Source organism: Psychrobacter cibarius, from assembly GCF_016107535.1.
Lineage (GTDB): Bacteria > Pseudomonadota > Gammaproteobacteria > Pseudomonadales > Moraxellaceae > Psychrobacter > Psychrobacter cibarius.
The window spans coordinates 32,704-49,205 of sequence record NZ_JABASQ010000009.1; the positions used below are offsets into that span (position 1 = coordinate 32,704).

The window sequence follows — 16,502 nt, forward strand, 5'->3', positions numbered from 1 at the left end:
TAACGATCAGCCCTTCTCTCTTTTTTTATAGATAAAAACATTTATATATAAAAGCATGTACAGATCAAAGCATTTATAAATAAGAATATGTACTCTTAATTACCAGCCATTTTTTCGGTATCGACTGCATCGTCTATTTTTACGACTGTTTTTAATAGCTCAATGGCTTCATTAATCGTGTTACATACCACCAAACGCTCCAAATCTTCTTGTTTCATAAAACCTTGGTCAGCGGTATATTTTAAATGCTCAATCATACGGTCGTAGAAGCCATTGATATTCAGAATAATCATCGGTTTTTCGTGCTGATATAACTGACGCCACGTAGCGATTTCCATAATTTCTTCTAGCGTCCCAAGCCCGCCCGGTAAGGTAATAAAGGCATCGGCATATTCTGCCATCACCGTTTTACGGGTATGCATGGTATCGGTCAAATGCAGGCGGGTCAGCTGCTCATGAGCAATCTCGTGCTTGAGCATAAAGGTTGGAATCACACCAACCGCTTGCGCGCCGCCTTGGATGACTTCATCTGCCACTGCGCCCATCAGCCCGATGCTCGCGCCGCCATAAACCAGACCCATGCCATTATCGGCAAGCTCACGGCCAAGCTCGCGCGCTGCCTGCTCATAGACTTCATTATTGCCCAAACGCGAACCACAATAAACCGCCACTAACGGCATCGTCAACGCTGATTTATCCACTGCTTTTTCAATATTGGTAATATCTTGACTGGTAATGACTTCATAAGTGTCATTATTAATTTTCATTTGCATAAAACTTCCTTAATTTTTATATCGACTTTTTATTAAATATATAGCTATTAGATACTTAGCTATTAAATTCTTAGCTACTAAATACTTGGCTATTAAAACACGTTTATTCATACCTGTTGGTTTGTTGATGTGTTTTGATTGGTCAAAATAAATACTGATTAATTTTTTTGCTTAATATTGTGCAAAACAAACCACATAGAACTCGCACATAGAACCTGCTTATAGAACTTAGAAGTCATTTTCGCCTACCTTCCTACCTAAGATTTATTTTACCATAAGCGGTGTTGTAACTCGGTCATCATGCGGTTATCGCAGAGTTATGCCATAGATTAAATAATCGCAGCTCAATGACGATATGATTAACACTGATTATTAAACGCTCAGCGCATCTTAAGCGTCTTTATTTACCCAAAGCACTTACTGATAAAAAAGCACTTACTCATAAAAATGACAAAAACATATTAAGGTTAAACCATGGAAAATACGCAGAATCAAACGGATACTTATGCACTAAGCATCATGACTGATCGCAATCGGGCATTGGCAGCGACTGTCTATCGCCCTAAAGATGAGGTGAAAAAAGCGGTCATGATAGCGCCAGCTACCGGTATCAAACGGCAGTTTTATCACAATTTTGCCACTTATTTAGCAGCCAGTGGCTTTGGTGTCCTAACCTTTGATAATGAAGGTATCGGCGAATCGCTATCGTCTGATTTGGCTAAATGTGACGCCTCTTTAATCAGTTGGGGTCGCCATGATATGCCAGCCGTGCTTGATGCCTTACAAGACGAATTTGCCGATGCGACTTATCATTTAATTGGTCATAGTGCCGGTGGTCAGCTGATAGGTTTAATGCCAAACTACCAAGCCATTACGTCGGTCTTCAATGTCGCTTGCTCATCAGGGCGCATCAAAAATATGGACATGCCTTATAAGCTCAAAGCAATGGGTTTTATGGATGCCTTTATCCCACTCACTAACTTAACCTTCGGTTATACCCCAGCGGATAAAATCGGTATGGGCGAGCCGCTACCACGCGGCGTCGCTCGTCAGTGGCGCGAATGGTGCAATGGCGCAGGCTATATCAAGACCGCTTTTGGCAAAAGCATTCATACTCACTTCTATGATGAGCTTGATATGCCGGCATTGTGGCTCAGCTTTAGCGATGATGAGATTGCCAATAGTAAAAACATGGATGATATGATTCGCGTCTTTAGCAAAATGCCAGTCGAAAAACGCTTTTTTGAGCCAAAAGAGTTCGGCTTAAATAGTATCGGTCATATGCGCTATTTTAGTAGCAGAACCAATGCCAAAGCCCCGCAGCTTTGGCAAATGGCAGTCGATTGGTTAGCTAAGCAGCAATAAGTTCTGTTTAGTTAATCCATTTAAGCGCAAGTCTATTTAGTCTTGCGTGTTTTTTGCTGCCTGTTCTGCTTTAACACGCTTGGTCAAAGCAGAATAAAGCGACGGCTGCATATTATGGATGTTACCTAGCATCCATTTTACGTAGCTGATAGGTACGTCTTTAATCGGCATGTCCTTATGTTTACCAAAGGGCATTTTGCTCACCGGATTGGCTTTATTGGCGATAGCATGGGCCGCCACAAAATCTGTCGGTGCAATCTCTAAACGCTCGCAGCAGGCCTGATAAAGCAGATAACACATGCGTGCATCGCCGAGCGCATCATGAGCGGCAATCGTCAGCCTACTTGCTTCGCCTTTACCTAATAACTGCTCAATACATTTCGACTGACCATAGGCGCTCCACTCTGGAAAGGCGACGCGCGCCAGCCGCACCGTACATATTAGCTTAGCGGACGGACTGCCAATCACCCGCCAATCAAAGCGCACATTATGCCCAATCAAATACTGCGGCAACTCAAACGCCTCCAACTCAAAGCGCTCAAGACCGGCGACATCATCATCGGTAATACCATGAATTCTAATGACCATGGGTGATATCGAGCGCCCACTATTAAAGTATTTCATCCACTCAAAACCCGTCGCTACATTAATAGTCGCCACTTGAATCGGACGCGGATCACGACCTTGATCGGTTTCGGTATCGATAATCAGCGCAGTATCAGTCATAAAGATTTAGCCATCGTTATTTAAGCATAGTTATTGATAGATAGTTATTTCGCTATAGGTAGCAACATTGGTGTTTTAAGTGCAATTGTAAAAGCTAGGTAAATTTAAAAGCCGCGTGAATTTTAAAAGCCGCGTGAATTTTAAAAGCCGCGTGAATTTTAAAAGCCACGTAACTTTTAAAAACTACGTTATGTTTATGGGGATAAAAACTAGAAATAACAATGGTATACAAAGAATAGAGACGTTAACTCTTATACTACCCATTAGAGTTAACTCAAAAAAAATAAAGAGATATCGATGCTAGCAGATGGTAATAAGCTTCCGCCAAATCCAAATTCAAAACCAACCTTTTTACGCCGTATACTAAGTGTATTCATCAAGGCAGCTGTATTATTGATGCTGTTATTTGTATTTGACAAGCTCTTACCGAGTATCAGTCAACAAACCCAGTCGTTTGTGATGGCAAAATGGCAACAGCTCAGTTTATTACAACAACCACTGCCCACAGAAAACAGTCTGCCCTCGCCATTACCAGCACAGCACCTAACCGATACGTGGGGCGGCGCGCGTAGCCAAGGTCGCTCTCACGAAGGCATCGACATATTTGCCAAGCGAGGTACGCCGATACAGGCCACGACACAAGGCATCGTCAGTAAAGTCGGTGAAAATACGTTAGGCGGTCGCGTGGTGTTCATCATTGGACCGGGCGGCGCCGGACATTATTATGCGCATCTAGAGGATTATGCCGATTTTAGCCCAAACGACTGGGTAAATAGCGGCGATATCATCGGTTACGTCGGCGACAGTGGGAATGCCAAAGGTACGCCGCCGCACGTCCATTACGGTATTTATATCAGCGGCAGTGCAGTGAACCCCTATCCACTTTTACAAAAAGATTAGGGTATCGCAGCTGATCTAATGTGGGCAGCTGGAAATACCATACTGAACGTCGAGCCTACCCCTTCTACTGATTCAATTTGTAAATTAGCCTCATGCTGATATAAAACGTGTTTAACGATTGCCAAACCTAGCCCTGTGCCGCCAGTCGCCCGACTACGACCTTTATCAATACGATAAAAACGCTCCGTCAACCGTGTGATATGCTCAGGTGCAATACCAATACCATTGTCTTCGACGGCAAATCGGCAACCTTCTGACGTTTTTGTCCAGCTAATGGCGATATTACCGCCCTTGGGCGTGTATTTGATGGCATTAATCACCAGATTAGAAAGCGCGCTATTTAGATACATCTCTGAGCCATACAGTCCGTCATAAGTGTCTATCTGCAAGTGAATGGTATGCCCATATTCTTGATTGTACGCTTGCGCATCATCATAAACATGGGTCAGCAGCTTGGTCATATCAATATAGCTGAGCTCATGGGTTTCTTCGATTTCGATGCGAGATAACAGCAATAAGTCATTCACAATTCTATTCATACGCGCAGTCTGTTGGCTCATCAGCTCAAACCCTCGCTTCCAATGCGGCGGCATATCTGGCTGATCCGAAAAATTTTCTAGATAACCCATCATGACGGTCAACGGTGTGCGTAACTCATGCGAGACATTCGCCACAAAATCGCGGCGCATCTCTTCTAAATGATGCAAGCGCGTCACATCATAAATAATGAGCAGCTTCTCATCGCCAAAAGGCGTGAGCTCACACTTTAGATAACGCTTGGGCGCGCGCCACGAGACAATGTGCACACCATCCTGAGCACCATCGTTAGGGTTGGTCGTCGCCTGATAATACTGACGAAATTCAGGCGCACTAATAAAGTCAAAAATGCACTTACCTTTATCTGATAACTGTAACAACATTAAATCTTCGGCGGCCTGATTCCACCATTCGAGCCCATCATCGTCATTGAGCAAAACCACCGCATCACGCAATGCGCGTAGTGCGCTTCTAATTTTTTTGAGTTGATCCGTTGTATTCTGCTGAGTTGCTAGCAGTGATTTATTTTGTTGGTCGCCTTGAGCCGATATTAGGGTGTTCATCCATCATCCTTATCACTATTCGCCGTTTTTCACTGTGCTACGATTGACATACTGCTTTTATAGCGAATAAAAACCGTCCGTTAAATTGGTTCAATAAAGCTAGAAAATCGATAGCCTGTCCCGCGTACTGTCTGTATCAACGTATCACATTGATGCGGTCGTAGTAATGTCCGCAAACGTTTGATATGCACATCAATGGTTCTATCTTCGATATATACATTACCGCCCCATACTTGGTCTAGCAGCTGCGTCCGCGTATAGGCACGCTCTGGATGACTCATAAAAAATGCCAGTAATCGATATTCCGTAGGACCAACATCAACCACTTTACCAGCCGCTGTCACCCGCTGACTTTTGGGATCAAGGCTCAGATTGCCGATTTCGATAGGTTTATCACTACTGAGCGCGTTACTACGACGCAATACTGCTTTGATTCTGGATATTAACTCACGTGTCGAAAAAGGCTTGGTCATATAATCATCAGCCCCAGCGTCAAGGCCATGCACCTTGCTGTCCTCTTCACTTTTAGCCGTCAACATAATGACTGGTATCTCAGCGAGTAGCTCATCGTTTTTGAGCAATCGACAAAAATCAATGCCACTTTTATCACCAGGCAGCATCCAATCTAGCAAAATCAGCGCAGGGCGGTGATCGACCACTTGTTGGTGCGCCTCAGATACATCTGCTGCCTGCAGACTATCAAATCCCGCCATCTCTAGCGTCATGACGATCATTTCACGAATCGCAGGTTCATCTTCAACAATCAAAATTTGCTCATTATACATACGGCATTCTCAGTGTTAGAGGACCACATTTGGCTGACAAAAAAGGCGATAAATGCTCGCCTGCTGCTCCCTATTAAACGGGGTAATTATGACAGTTTAATGACATTCAACTTTTAAGCGCTTCATAGGTCTCGTGACAGCTAATGCTTGGTTTACTCAATTCACTTCTAACAAGAAATTCAATGGACCATCATTGATGCTCGACACTTGCATATTGGCACCAAATTGACCAGTTGCCACGTTTGAGTGTTGCGTGTTGGCATAAGCGACCAATTGCGCAAACAACGCTTGCGCCGCATCAGGTGCCATCGCACCACCAAAGTCAGGGCGACGACCCTTGTCTGTTTTTGCCATTAGCGTAAACTGTGATACCAATAACAGTCCGCCACCAACTTGCTGGACATTTTTATCCAGTTTGCCGTACTTGGCAGGATCATCATCATTGTCAAAAATACGATAGGTGAGGATTTTATCCACCATTCGCTGTGCGCTTGTTAGGTCGTCATCAGGCCCCAAACCAATATAAGCCAATATGCCTTGCTCAATCGTACCAACACACTGCGCATCGACGGTGACACTAGCATGGCATACGCGCTGTATAAGTGCTTTCATTTACGGATTCCTTACCAATTATGCCCATACAATAATACGCCTTCCATGATAAAATACGGCCATTCTCTTGCTTATTAATTATTACATCACACCCTATTTTGGTAGCCTCATTATGAATGTATTCACTACTTTACAACAGCTAGTCCCGCAGCAGCAACTGAGTAAAGTTGCTGGGCGCCTAGCCGCTAGCCGCCATCCTTATGTTAAACGCACGTTTATCCGTAGCTTTGCTAAAGCCTACAACGTCAGCTTGGACGAGTATGAGCGCCAAAGTCTCAACGCCTATGAGAGCTTTAATGATTTTTTTACTCGTGAGCTAAAAGAAGACGCGCGCCCTATCGACATGACTCCTCATGGTATCGTCAGTCCTGCCGATGGTATTATCTCGCAGTTGGGTCAAATTGACGACCATAAATTGCTCCAAGCAAAAGGTCGCTATTATGACGTTGGTCAACTGCTTGCTGACAGTGAAGATGGCCGCTATTTTGCGGATGGCAGTTTTGCGACAGTTTATCTTGCGCCCAGTAACTATCACCGTGTACATATGCCCTTCGCCGGCACCTTAACCAAAACCCGTTATGTACCGGGTACGCTATTTTCGGTCAACAATACTACGGCAGCAAATGTGCCAGACTTATTTGCGCGTAATGAACGCTTGGTTTGTCTGTTTGATACAGCATATGGTAAAGCAGCGGTGGTGATGGTTGGGGCGATGATTGTCGCTGGTATCGAAACAGTGGCGACTGGTAAAATTGCCCGCACTGATGATATTCAAGAAGCTGAGCACAATATGAGCTTTGAAAAAGGCGATGAGCTGGGTCGTTTTTATTTAGGCTCAACCGCAATTGTCATTCTACCAAAAGGCGCAAAAGCAGATTGGCAAGACAGTATGAAAGCCGATAGTGTGGTAAAAATGGGACAGCTACTAGGGACTACTAACGCTTAATAATTGAGCGATTTAATGACTTAAAAAAGCTCAGTCCAGCATCATAATCTATGTTGAACTGAGCCTTTTATTGTGGGTAATTATCTTATCGCAACGTATTAGGGCGTGTCATCAATTAGCACATGAATACATTTAGTGGTCTTAAAATGGCTAAATTTTGCTAAATATCGTCAGAAATTTTGTCAATATGTTCATATTAACGGTAATTTCCTCCTTGTTTATCTACAATTTTTCTCATTTTAAGCCTCACAATCTAATTGATGACACACCCTAGTTAATAATGAAAGTAGTTAATAACGAAAGTGCTTGAGAATGGGATAAGCAAATAAGATGTTTTCTTCTTGCGTACCGCGTCCGATATTGTGAATAATCAGCGGTGTACCATCCGCAGCGACTTTATCGGAGACGATACCTGTATGCGGCAAATTGCCATTCGGTAGCCGCCACGTCACCACATCGCCTGCTTGAAAACTGGCTTTATCAGTCGTCGATAATGTCTTTGCGTGACGCGCAAAAAACACTTCAAGATTGGGCACTCGGCGATGATCGATATTCTTATCGGTTGATTTCAGCCCCCAAGTCTTTGGATAAGCCGACCAATTTGACTTCATATCATGGTTGACTAATTGCTGTAGATCTATATTTTGCAAGCGATAAGCACGGACGATAACATCGGTACAGACGCCAGTTTCTATCGGTACATCGCCACGCGGAAAATCCAACTTGCGGTAAGCAGGATCATAGCTGGTGGTAATGCCGATCTGTTTTTTAGCATCGTGCGCCAGTTTGTCACCATTACTAATAGGTGCGGCAGCCTGCGTTAGTTGCGCCAAAGTTAATAGGCTAACAAAGACGAGCGATTTAGCAAAAACCTTATAAGTGCCAGTGACTCTCATTTAATAATCTCTCTATATAATGTACTTAATCGCTCATTGAGCTAACTATAAATGCTTTACTAGTTGAAAAAGATGAATGTTTGCAAACATGTAAACGGCAAAACGATGGCTCTATTTAAGCATCAATCAACCACCCTTGCCGAGTCGCATAGTCGATATTTTTTGATAGCCAATCATGAATGGGAGGAAAGCTGTCTTTGATAAAAGCAAGTGCCGCAGTCACTTGCGAGCACGTGACGTTAGCATCAATCCACGTTTTTCCATTGGTATTTAAATTCAATAAAAAAGGCAATAAGCGATCAACCACTCTGAGCAGCTGACTTTCATTGCTGCTACCCGTCTCCTGCTCTTCCCAAATCTCATTTAAATCCATGATGCCATTGCCACGCTCAGCTTGCAATCGAGCAATGCCCGCACGTTCTTCAATGTGCGCCTCGCTACGACTGTTTGCGAATAAAAACGTATCGCCTGCGTCAATCTCACCCAAGTCATGTACCAATGCCATCTTGAGTAGTTTTTCATGATTGACATCTAGCTCAAACTGTTCAGCGATAGACCAGCACGCCATCGCTAAATGCCATGAATGTTCGGCAGAGTTTTCTTTGCGTGTGGTATGCGTCACATAGCTACGACGATTGATACGTTTAAGCGCATCAAGCTCTAATAAGAAATGAGTGACATGATCTATATTAATGTTTGAGGCAAGCGTTGGATTGGTTAATAAAAGGGGTTTTATTGATGGCATAAATTTTCTCTTAATTTTTCTACGAAGATATAGTGCTTCATTTTACCTTTACGCATAAGCAATTATTATACATTTTATGAGCGCTATAAAAGAGCATGCCAACCTATAGCTAATGAACACCACTATAAAAAATAGCGCTTATGTGAGTAAGCGCTATCGGTTCTATCTTGAATAAAATAACTATTTAATCAAGTTACTGATGGTTTTAAAAGCAGGGTCTTGACTGCTTCGGCACAGCTCAAACAGAATGGTTTCAACCGTGGTAATCACGCCACCAGCACGGCGGATACGGCGAATCGCTTGCTTTTTATCATATGGGAAGCGTGAGCCGACCGCATCACCAATGATGACGGGCTGCATGCCATTATCTAGCAAATCAAGCGCTGTTTGTAGTACACAGACATGTGTCTCTACGCCAAATAGCAAAACAATACTTCGATTTTGCTGCGCTAAATAATGCCACGAATCATCATTATCACAAGCGCTAAAAGAGACCTTTTCAAAGCTTTTGGCGTTATCGCCTTCTAACACCTCGCGTATTTCAGGTAGCGTATCGCCGAGCCCTTTTTTATACTGTTCATTGAGCATGATCGGGATATTCAGTGCTTGTAGACCTTTAATAAGCGTCACTGTTTTTTTGACGATGTTTTCATGGTCATAAATATGCGGTGTTAAGCGTTCTTGAACATCGATTATCATCGCTTGGGTATTTTCGCGAGCGATTCGATAGGTACGGTCGGTAATCATAGTAGACATGGCACACTCCTTGTACGGCTGACTTTATTGTTAAAGGCTATGTTAATTTTATCATTGATATTGTCTTTATTAGCCTTACTGTTATTTAGTCATAGTTTGCTGAGGGCGTCAATGGAGATAGTCTCTAATAATGATTAATAACAATTCATCACGTTTGATTCATATTGCTTGATATAGTTTCTTAATGAAGAATAGCCAATAACTATATATTATGACGCCTAGCATTACGTAATAAAGACTGTTTTTGAGTCATGACTATGACCACACCGAAAACAATACCAAAACACAAGGTTAAAAGATAATACACCATATAAATGAGCATGTTTATAAATGCAAAGAACATGCTGGTTAAAGTAATGATTAATATCGCAGTGATAGTACCGCCGAATAGCTCTCGATATTTTTTATTAAAAATCTTAAAGACCACCAACGGTATCGCGATACCAAACAAGCCAAATGTAGCACCCCAAACACCTGCCATGTCCATATCAAAATATAGCACCCCTAAAACATTAGCGAAAATACCACATATAAAAAAGGCAATCGTAAAACGTATAGGACCCAATACTTTTTCCAAAATATAACCTGTCGCAAAAAGCATCCCCAGACTCATTACTAAACGCATAATCCCTGCGTGTACAAAAAGCGATGTCACTACTCGCCAATGCTTACCAGCTTGCAGCGCATCCATCGTCAACCCACCTACACCATTTACCTGTCTAGATAAAGGATCAATGATATCCATACCCATGAATACGGTCAGTATAAATGTACCTATACAGGTCAGTATTAACACCAACGTTGCAGGTCGTTCTTTATTATCTTTAAACCAAACTACTAGGCTCTTTGATACATCACTTACTGGTGCTCGTTTTTTTACGGGCTTTTGTTTTTGTATATGTTTTCGCTTTTGTATATGTTTTTGCGTACTTTTCTTTTCTTGACTATCAAACTCTGCTGCAAGAACGAGCAACAAGCACAGCACCATACCAATAAAAAACGAACCAAATCCCCAAACCAAACCACGACCTAAACTATCAGTAAGTAATCCTGTTTCAGGCATTAATACCAAGGGTGGCAGATTAGATTGCCTATTAGCCGTAGAAATCGTGTGTAAGTAAGCATTTCTGCTATTTGATGATTTAAGTTTCTTAAAGTAGCTGATATTAGAGAAGTCTTTGGCTGCGTACTTATGGCGCGAGTCGTTAATAAATGCTGAATATTGACTGTCTTTAATACTTTGGTCTGCACGATTATCGTATTTCGTGTGGTAGCTAGAACCTAGCCAAATATTCTCAGCGGCTATAAATGGCGTCGCAATGTAATAATCAATATGCAATGTTGAGTCAAAATTTCGTCCACTAATTACTTGTGTTTCTATATAAGAAACGCTCTCTAATTTGAGTGGCTCAAAATCATTTACTCTGAAATACTTTTGCTTTGGATAATGACGAATATCATTCAAGCTATTTACTTCAATGACCTCGTAAGCCGCTTTGGACAAATAGTTTTGGCTGAGAACGAGCGGTATCACTAATGCTAGAACCATCGTTATAAAAAAGTAGCCTGAACTACTGCGCTTAACCCACTTTAAGGTTAAAAGCTCATACCTCGGCCACATCCAAATACTAACGACTAAAACAGCTAACAGAAAAGGAATACCAAAATCCCAATAGCCTTCCTTTAAAGGTAGAATATCTAGATAAATATCTAGCAACCAGCGTAAAGCCCCAAAAAGCAGAATAGTCAGGATACTAAGACCTAAATATGGCAAGAATACTTGCTTTAGTTTTAGTTTGATCGATTCTTTAGCGCTTAGGCTTTGTGTTCGCTTCTGTTTATCCCTTTTGCTTACTCTTTTTTTGTTTCTGCTTCTATTTTTATCTTTATACCTATACTGGCTTTGCTTGCTATTATCATCCATGCACTATCACCACTAATCTAGCGTACTTTAAACTGTTGAAATGCTTTTTTATCAATCGTTGCTTTTAAGACTAATAGTAAGCAAATAAACATTCCAATGATAAAAAACCTAAAGAATTTTGCTAACTCTTTATATGCTTTTTCGTTAAGTGTGCCCAACTGAGATACAAGTATTATTGGGTCATTAATATGTTGCTGACCTGACAATCTAATCGCTTCTAAATAACCATGCTTAGTATCTGAGTTTTGCAATTTTTCAAAATAATCAGCAGCAGATATCTCTTCATTTGCATATTGTTGTCTAGAAATCTTTTTAAAATTTTCTATTTGTTGAACTTTCTCTTTTTCTTCAAGATCATTATCAATAACCTTAGTAAAAGCCTGTCCCCACCAGATATCTTTATCTCTATAAAAAGGAGTAGCAAAATATAAGTATATTTTTAACTCTTGTCTAGATTTCCCCATCTCCCTAGTATTGAAGTAAGAAACAACCCCTTGTTTCTCAATACTTTTATTATCAAATTGGAAGTATTTTTGTTTTGGATATAATTTAATGTCACTTATATTACTTATATCAATAATGTCATATGCTGCTTCATATAAGTAAGCTTGACTGATTGATATAGGCGGAAATAAAGCAAGTATCATCACCAAGTAAAATACATTAGCGCTATTATCGTCAAATAATTCAAATCTTAGCAGTCGAATCCTTGTTCGCATTATGACAAGCACTAAAATAACACTGATAATTATTGGGATAATTAAGTTCCAGACCGTATCTTTTAGAGGCCATATCCCTAGACAGATGTCCAACATCCATCTTATGATGTTGTAGAATAAAATGGCGCCAATACTAAAACCTAAAAAAGGAAGAAAGATATAGCGCATTTTTAACTTAAACACCTCTAAATCTAAGCGCCTCTTATCTGACGATTTATGATGTGCCATTTATACTCTACCTTTCATTACTATGACTTAAACCAAAAAAAGCGCCTCCAACATTAAGTTAGAGGCGCTCATCTTACAAGATATTAAAGCATATTAATCAACAAATATTAGCTTAGCTGAAACTTAAACACGCTCAATAATAGTTGCAATACCTTGACCAAGACCGATACACATAGTCGCAAGACCGATTTCAGTATCAGACTGCTCCATGGCGTTTAGCAAGGTAACCGTGATACGAGCACCTGAACAACCTAGTGGATGCCCTAATGCAATCGCGCCACCGTTGATGTTGACGATGTCTTGCTTATCCGTCAAGTTCAATGCTTTTAGTACTGATAGACCTTGCGCTGCGAATGCTTCGTTTAGCTCGATCGTTTGCATATCATCGATGCTCATGCCAGCACGCTTAAGTGCTTTTTGCGTCGCAGGTACTGGACCATAACCCATGATAGCAGCATCACAACCAGCGACTGCCATGCTACGAATACGAGCACGTGGCTTTAGACCTAGCTCTTTAGCTTTTTGCGCGCTCATCACTAACATTGCTGATGCACCATCAGATAGTGCAGATGAGGTAGCAGCAGTTACTGTACCGCCTACTGGATCAAAGGCTGGACGTAGCTTTTGCATTTGTTCCATGGTCGCATCAGGGCGAATCACTTCATCAACAGTACATAGTTGCAAGCGACCCGCTTCGTCATGACCTTCGATACCGATGATTTCATTGTCAAAACGACCTTCAGTGGTCGCAGCCCATGCGCGGCGATGCGACTCAAGACCAAAGGCATCTTGCTCTTCGCGGCTGATGTTGTTCATGCGACCTAACATTTCAGCGGTCAAGCCCATCATGTTTGAGGCTTTAGCATAATGCTTTGACGCTTCAGGGTTCAAATCGACACCATGCATCATACCAACGTGACCCATATGCTCAACACCACCGATGATGAATACATCACCTTGGTTGGTCATGATCTGCGCCGCAGCAGTATGTAGCGCCTGCATAGAAGAACCACACAGACGGTTGACTGTTTGGCCACCAGCAGTTTTTGGAATACCAGCTAGCAGACCGATGTTACGACCGATGTTCAAGCCTTGCTCTAAGGTCTGATTGACACAGCCCCAAATGATGTCTTCGACGTCACGTGGGTCAAAGTCATTACGTTCAACCAATGCACGAACCAATTCAGCAGACATGCTATCAGCGCGGACATGACGGAACATACCGTTTTTGGTTTTACCCATCGCTGAGCGTACGCCATCTACGATGACCACGTCTTTTGGACTTAAGATTGTCATACTATACTTCCTTTTCAATTTTTATTGTCAGTGTAGTCAGTCCGCTTTAGTGCTATTACCTCGTCAATCTCGCTTGAAGTACAATACGTACCTCTGCGCTCGATTTCCTTGTACTAGCATTAAGTGAATGCCAACTATAATCGTACGTGTGCTATTAAAGATTTGTTATTAAAAAATAGTGCCATTAAATATAAATAGATTAATAGCTCTCACCCTCAAACAGTACACGTACGGCACTTCATCCTAGTAATGACTACCCATTACGCGGTGGCGTAAAAGGTCTCGCCTGCTGCTGCCATGTCGCGAATCTTTTGCGGGGCTTCATAGGCTTTGCCAAGGTACGCGTATTTTTCACACAGTGCCAAGTAGTTATCTAGACCCATTTGGTCGATATAACGGCAAGGTCCACCGCGGAATGGCGGGAAACCAACGCCCATAATCATCGCCATATCAGCTTCTGATGGCGTGCTGACGATGTTGTCTTCTAGGCAACGTACAGTCTCATTACAGAACGCTAGCATAGTGCGGTCAATAATCGCTTGATCTTCAAACGTTTGCTTGTCGCTATCTGTGGTGGTTTTTAATAGCTCATAGGTGGCTTCATCAGCAACTTTCTTTGGCTTGCCGCGTTTGTCCATTTCATACTTGTAGAAACCAACGCCGTTTTTCTGACCTAGGCGTTTGTTTTCATATAAAAGCTCGATCGCGCCTTTATAATCAGGCTTCATGCGGTCAGGGAAACCTTCAGCCATGACTTCTGCACCATGTACACCCGTATCTAAACCAACCACGTCGATTAGATAGGCAGGACCCATCGGCCAGCCGAATTTTTCCATGACTTTATCGACATGAGCAAAATCCGCACCTTGCTTAAGGAGCAAATCAAAGGCACCAAAGTATGGGAACAACACACGGTTGACTAAGAAACCTGGGCAGTCGTTAACGACAACAGGCACTTTACCCATTTTAGTAGCCAAGGCGACCGTAGTAGAAATGGCTTCTTCAGAGGACTTTTCACCACGAATAACTTCAACCAACGGCATACGGCTTACTGGGTTAAAGAAATGCATACCAACGAAGTTTTCTGGACGCTCAAGTGCTTCAGCCAAGAAAGTAATAGAAATCGTTGACGTGTTTGACGCTAGGATACAGTCGTCTTTTACTAGACCTTCTACTTCTTTAAGAACCGCACGCTTAACGTTTGGATTTTCTACGACTGCTTCGATAACGATATCAGTTTCAGCAAAGTCACCATAGTTAAGCGTTGGACGGATACGGCTTAAGGTTTCGCCCATTTTTGCTGGGGTCATTTTGCCGCGATCGACCATTTTACCCAGTAATTTACTGGCTTCGCCCATACCAAGGTCTAATTGCTCAGACTTGATATCTTTCATGATGATTGGCAAGCCTTTACTGGCTGCCTGATAAGCGATACCGCCGCCCATGATACCAGCGCCTAATACAGCTGCTTCATTGATCTCATGTGCTTTTTTGCTGTGCTGTTTGGCTAATTTTTTAACCAACTGATCGCTTAAGAACAAACCAACCAAGCTTTCTGCTTGTGGGGTTTTCGCCGCTTTTGCAAAACCAGCCGCTTCTACTTCAATCGCTTTATCACGTGGTAAATTAACGTGTTTTTCCATCGCAGCGATAGCAAGTGCTGGCGCAGGATATTGCTTCGGATTGGCTTTAGCAAAGATCATACCTTTTGCACTGTTAAACGCCATAGCTTGCTCAAGCTGATTTAATTTAACTGGATTCAGCTTCTCTTCACGCTTCGCTTTCCAATCAAGCTCACCTGAGATACATTTTTTGACCAAATCAATAGCCGCATCTTGCAAGTCATCAGCAGCAACGGTCGCATCAACCAAGCCCAGTTTTAGGGCATCAAGTGGTTTCTTTGGTGTACCAGTCGCAATCAACTCAAGCGCATTATCGATACCGATGACACGCGTACTACGAACCGTACCACCAAAACCTGGGAAGATACCCAATTGCGTTTCTGGTAGACCGATGATGGCTTTGTCGCTCATGACGCGATATTCACAAACCAAGGTCATCTCACAACCACCGCCAAGCGCCGCGCCATTGATGGCCGCTACTTTCGGGAAAGGCAGGTCTTCAAAGCGATTAAAGGCGTCATTAATATTAATAACCCAATCTTTAATCTCTTCTTCTGGCTGTTTAAAAGACGCCACAAATTCTGTAATGTCAGCACCAGCAATAAACACGCCTTTGCTCGAAGTAACAATTAAACCCTTAACGTCATCGGCTTTTTCTAAAGCAGTAACGGCTTCACCAAATTGCTTATTGGTTTCAGCATCAAACTTGTTCACGCTCTCATTTTCGGCGTTGTACTGCATGTTGGCGATGCCATCCTCTAGCATTGTCACCGTGATGCGATTTCCTTGGTATACCATTTGGAACTCCTTGCTATATAACGAAAGCTACGTTTTAAAATTAAAAGTTTTAAAATTAAAAGTTTTAAAATTAAAGTATATAGCCAGTTATTGTTAGTAAAACGAGTAATAACACTGCCAATATACTGTGTTATAAAGTCAGTATAGAGTAAGCAGTGAAGATGTCTTTATTATCCAGCGCTCATGGTTATATATTCATTTTTTATGCTTAATGTTACCGCGTTAGCACAAGTGAATACGGCGCTTCATTTATATATATTGTGACCAGTACTGATATTGAACATACTAACATTAAAAATATGGACTGAGAG

General features: G+C 42.1%; 15 protein-coding genes. 3 read left to right on the top strand and 12 right to left on the bottom strand.

Annotation, left to right across the window (positions count from 1 at the left end; all coding sequences use genetic code 11):
* Positions 1 to 95: 95 nt before the first annotated feature.
* Complete coding sequence (locus JFC08_RS07380; RefSeq protein ID WP_198330266.1) at positions 96 to 773, bottom strand: LOG family protein; 678 nt, start codon at positions 771 to 773, stop codon at positions 96 to 98.
* Between the two features lie 474 nt (positions 774 to 1,247).
* On the opposite strand from JFC08_RS07380, the gene JFC08_RS07385 reads away from it, so the two are divergent.
* Positions 1,248 to 2,138, top strand: a complete 891-nt coding sequence (locus tag JFC08_RS07385; RefSeq protein WP_198330267.1) for an alpha/beta hydrolase family protein — start codon at positions 1,248 to 1,250, stop codon at positions 2,136 to 2,138.
* A gap of 36 nt (positions 2,139 to 2,174) precedes the next feature.
* Here the strand turns inward: JFC08_RS07385 and JFC08_RS07390 are convergent, their stop codons facing one another.
* Complete coding sequence (locus JFC08_RS07390; protein WP_198330268.1) at positions 2,175 to 2,864, bottom strand: putative quorum-sensing-regulated virulence factor; 690 nt, start codon at positions 2,862 to 2,864, stop codon at positions 2,175 to 2,177.
* Between the two features lie 297 nt (positions 2,865 to 3,161).
* Between JFC08_RS07390 and JFC08_RS07395 the strand changes: the two genes are divergently transcribed.
* Complete coding sequence (locus tag JFC08_RS07395) at positions 3,162 to 3,764, top strand: M23 family metallopeptidase (RefSeq protein ID WP_198330269.1); 603 nt, start codon at positions 3,162 to 3,164, stop codon at positions 3,762 to 3,764.
* Here the strand turns inward: JFC08_RS07395 and phoR are convergent.
* From phoR to dtd, 3 genes are all read right to left on the bottom strand, one after another.
* Positions 3,761 to 4,864: a phosphate regulon sensor histidine kinase PhoR gene (phoR, locus tag JFC08_RS07400; RefSeq protein WP_198330270.1), complete on the bottom strand. Its 1,104-nt coding sequence runs from the start codon at positions 4,862 to 4,864 to the stop codon at positions 3,761 to 3,763. The genes JFC08_RS07395 and phoR overlap by 4 nt on opposite strands.
* Before the next feature lie 80 nt (positions 4,865 to 4,944).
* Entirely contained in the window at positions 4,945 to 5,649 is a 705-nt protein-coding gene (phoB, locus tag JFC08_RS07405) for a phosphate regulon transcriptional regulator PhoB (RefSeq protein ID WP_055125876.1), read from the bottom strand.
* Between the two features lie 156 nt (positions 5,650 to 5,805).
* A complete protein-coding gene (dtd, locus tag JFC08_RS07410) occupies positions 5,806 to 6,261 on the bottom strand; it encodes a D-aminoacyl-tRNA deacylase (RefSeq protein WP_198330271.1) in 456 nt (151 codons plus the stop codon).
* A gap of 112 nt (positions 6,262 to 6,373) precedes the next feature.
* Between dtd and asd the strand changes: the two genes are divergently transcribed.
* On the top strand, positions 6,374 to 7,207 hold the full coding sequence (gene asd / locus JFC08_RS07415; RefSeq protein WP_060491899.1) for an archaetidylserine decarboxylase: 834 nt from the start codon (positions 6,374 to 6,376) through the stop codon (positions 7,205 to 7,207).
* Between the two features lie 290 nt (positions 7,208 to 7,497).
* On the opposite strand, the gene JFC08_RS07420 is transcribed toward asd, so the two are convergent.
* From JFC08_RS07420 to fadB, 7 genes are all read right to left on the bottom strand, one after another.
* Positions 7,498 to 8,103, bottom strand: a complete 606-nt coding sequence (locus tag JFC08_RS07420) for a DUF1287 domain-containing protein (protein WP_045447939.1) — start codon at positions 8,101 to 8,103, stop codon at positions 7,498 to 7,500.
* 115 nt (positions 8,104 to 8,218) lie between these two features.
* Positions 8,219 to 8,848 (bottom strand): HD domain-containing protein, encoded by a 630-nt coding sequence (locus JFC08_RS07425; protein WP_198330272.1) that lies wholly within the window; start codon positions 8,846 to 8,848, stop codon positions 8,219 to 8,221.
* A 180-nt stretch (positions 8,849 to 9,028) separates the two neighbouring features.
* Positions 9,029 to 9,604, bottom strand: coding sequence for an isochorismatase family protein (locus tag JFC08_RS07430; protein ID WP_198330273.1), 576 nt, complete (start codon positions 9,602 to 9,604; stop codon positions 9,029 to 9,031).
* A gap of 202 nt (positions 9,605 to 9,806) precedes the next feature.
* Positions 9,807 to 11,528: a rhomboid family intramembrane serine protease gene (locus JFC08_RS07435; protein WP_198330274.1), complete on the bottom strand. Its 1,722-nt coding sequence runs from the start codon at positions 11,526 to 11,528 to the stop codon at positions 9,807 to 9,809.
* Between the two features lie 17 nt (positions 11,529 to 11,545).
* Positions 11,546 to 12,475, bottom strand: a complete 930-nt coding sequence (locus tag JFC08_RS07440) for a hypothetical protein (RefSeq protein ID WP_198330275.1) — start codon at positions 12,473 to 12,475, stop codon at positions 11,546 to 11,548.
* Between the two features lie 123 nt (positions 12,476 to 12,598).
* Complete coding sequence (gene fadA / locus JFC08_RS07445; protein WP_198330276.1) at positions 12,599 to 13,771, bottom strand: acetyl-CoA C-acyltransferase FadA; 1,173 nt, start codon at positions 13,769 to 13,771, stop codon at positions 12,599 to 12,601.
* A gap of 260 nt (positions 13,772 to 14,031) precedes the next feature.
* On the bottom strand, positions 14,032 to 16,191 hold the full coding sequence (gene fadB / locus JFC08_RS07450) for a fatty acid oxidation complex subunit alpha FadB (protein WP_198330277.1): 2,160 nt from the start codon (positions 16,189 to 16,191) through the stop codon (positions 14,032 to 14,034).
* Positions 16,192 to 16,502: the final 311 nt, after the last annotated feature.

What these genes read in the sequence shown, in the direction of transcription:
- phoB (WP_055125876.1), bottom strand. Translation starts at nt 5,649, where the DNA reads ATGTATAATGAGCAAATTTTGATTGTTGAAGATGAACCTGCGATTCGT.
- JFC08_RS07425 (WP_198330272.1), bottom strand. Translation starts at nt 8,848, where the DNA reads ATGCCATCAATAAAACCCCTTTTATTAACCAATCCAACGCTTGCCTCA.
- JFC08_RS07385 (WP_198330267.1), top strand. Translation starts at nt 1,248, where the DNA reads ATGGAAAATACGCAGAATCAAACGGATACTTATGCACTAAGCATCATG.
- dtd (WP_198330271.1), bottom strand. Translation starts at nt 6,261, where the DNA reads ATGAAAGCACTTATACAGCGCGTATGCCATGCTAGTGTCACCGTCGAT.
- fadB (WP_198330277.1), bottom strand. Translation starts at nt 16,191, where the DNA reads ATGGTATACCAAGGAAATCGCATCACGGTGACAATGCTAGAGGATGGC.
- asd (WP_060491899.1), top strand. Translation starts at nt 6,374, where the DNA reads ATGAATGTATTCACTACTTTACAACAGCTAGTCCCGCAGCAGCAACTG.
- fadA (WP_198330276.1), bottom strand. Translation starts at nt 13,771, where the DNA reads ATGACAATCTTAAGTCCAAAAGACGTGGTCATCGTAGATGGCGTACGC.
- JFC08_RS07390 (WP_198330268.1), bottom strand. Translation starts at nt 2,864, where the DNA reads ATGACTGATACTGCGCTGATTATCGATACCGAAACCGATCAAGGTCGT.
- JFC08_RS07380 (WP_198330266.1), bottom strand. Translation starts at nt 773, where the DNA reads ATGCAAATGAAAATTAATAATGACACTTATGAAGTCATTACCAGTCAA.
- JFC08_RS07440 (WP_198330275.1), bottom strand. Translation starts at nt 12,475, where the DNA reads ATGGCACATCATAAATCGTCAGATAAGAGGCGCTTAGATTTAGAGGTG.
- phoR (WP_198330270.1), bottom strand. Translation starts at nt 4,864, where the DNA reads ATGAACACCCTAATATCGGCTCAAGGCGACCAACAAAATAAATCACTG.
- JFC08_RS07420 (WP_045447939.1), bottom strand. Translation starts at nt 8,103, where the DNA reads ATGAGAGTCACTGGCACTTATAAGGTTTTTGCTAAATCGCTCGTCTTT.
- JFC08_RS07435 (WP_198330274.1), bottom strand. Translation starts at nt 11,528, where the DNA reads ATGGATGATAATAGCAAGCAAAGCCAGTATAGGTATAAAGATAAAAAT.
- JFC08_RS07395 (WP_198330269.1), top strand. Translation starts at nt 3,162, where the DNA reads ATGCTAGCAGATGGTAATAAGCTTCCGCCAAATCCAAATTCAAAACCA.
- JFC08_RS07430 (WP_198330273.1), bottom strand. Translation starts at nt 9,604, where the DNA reads ATGTCTACTATGATTACCGACCGTACCTATCGAATCGCTCGCGAAAAT.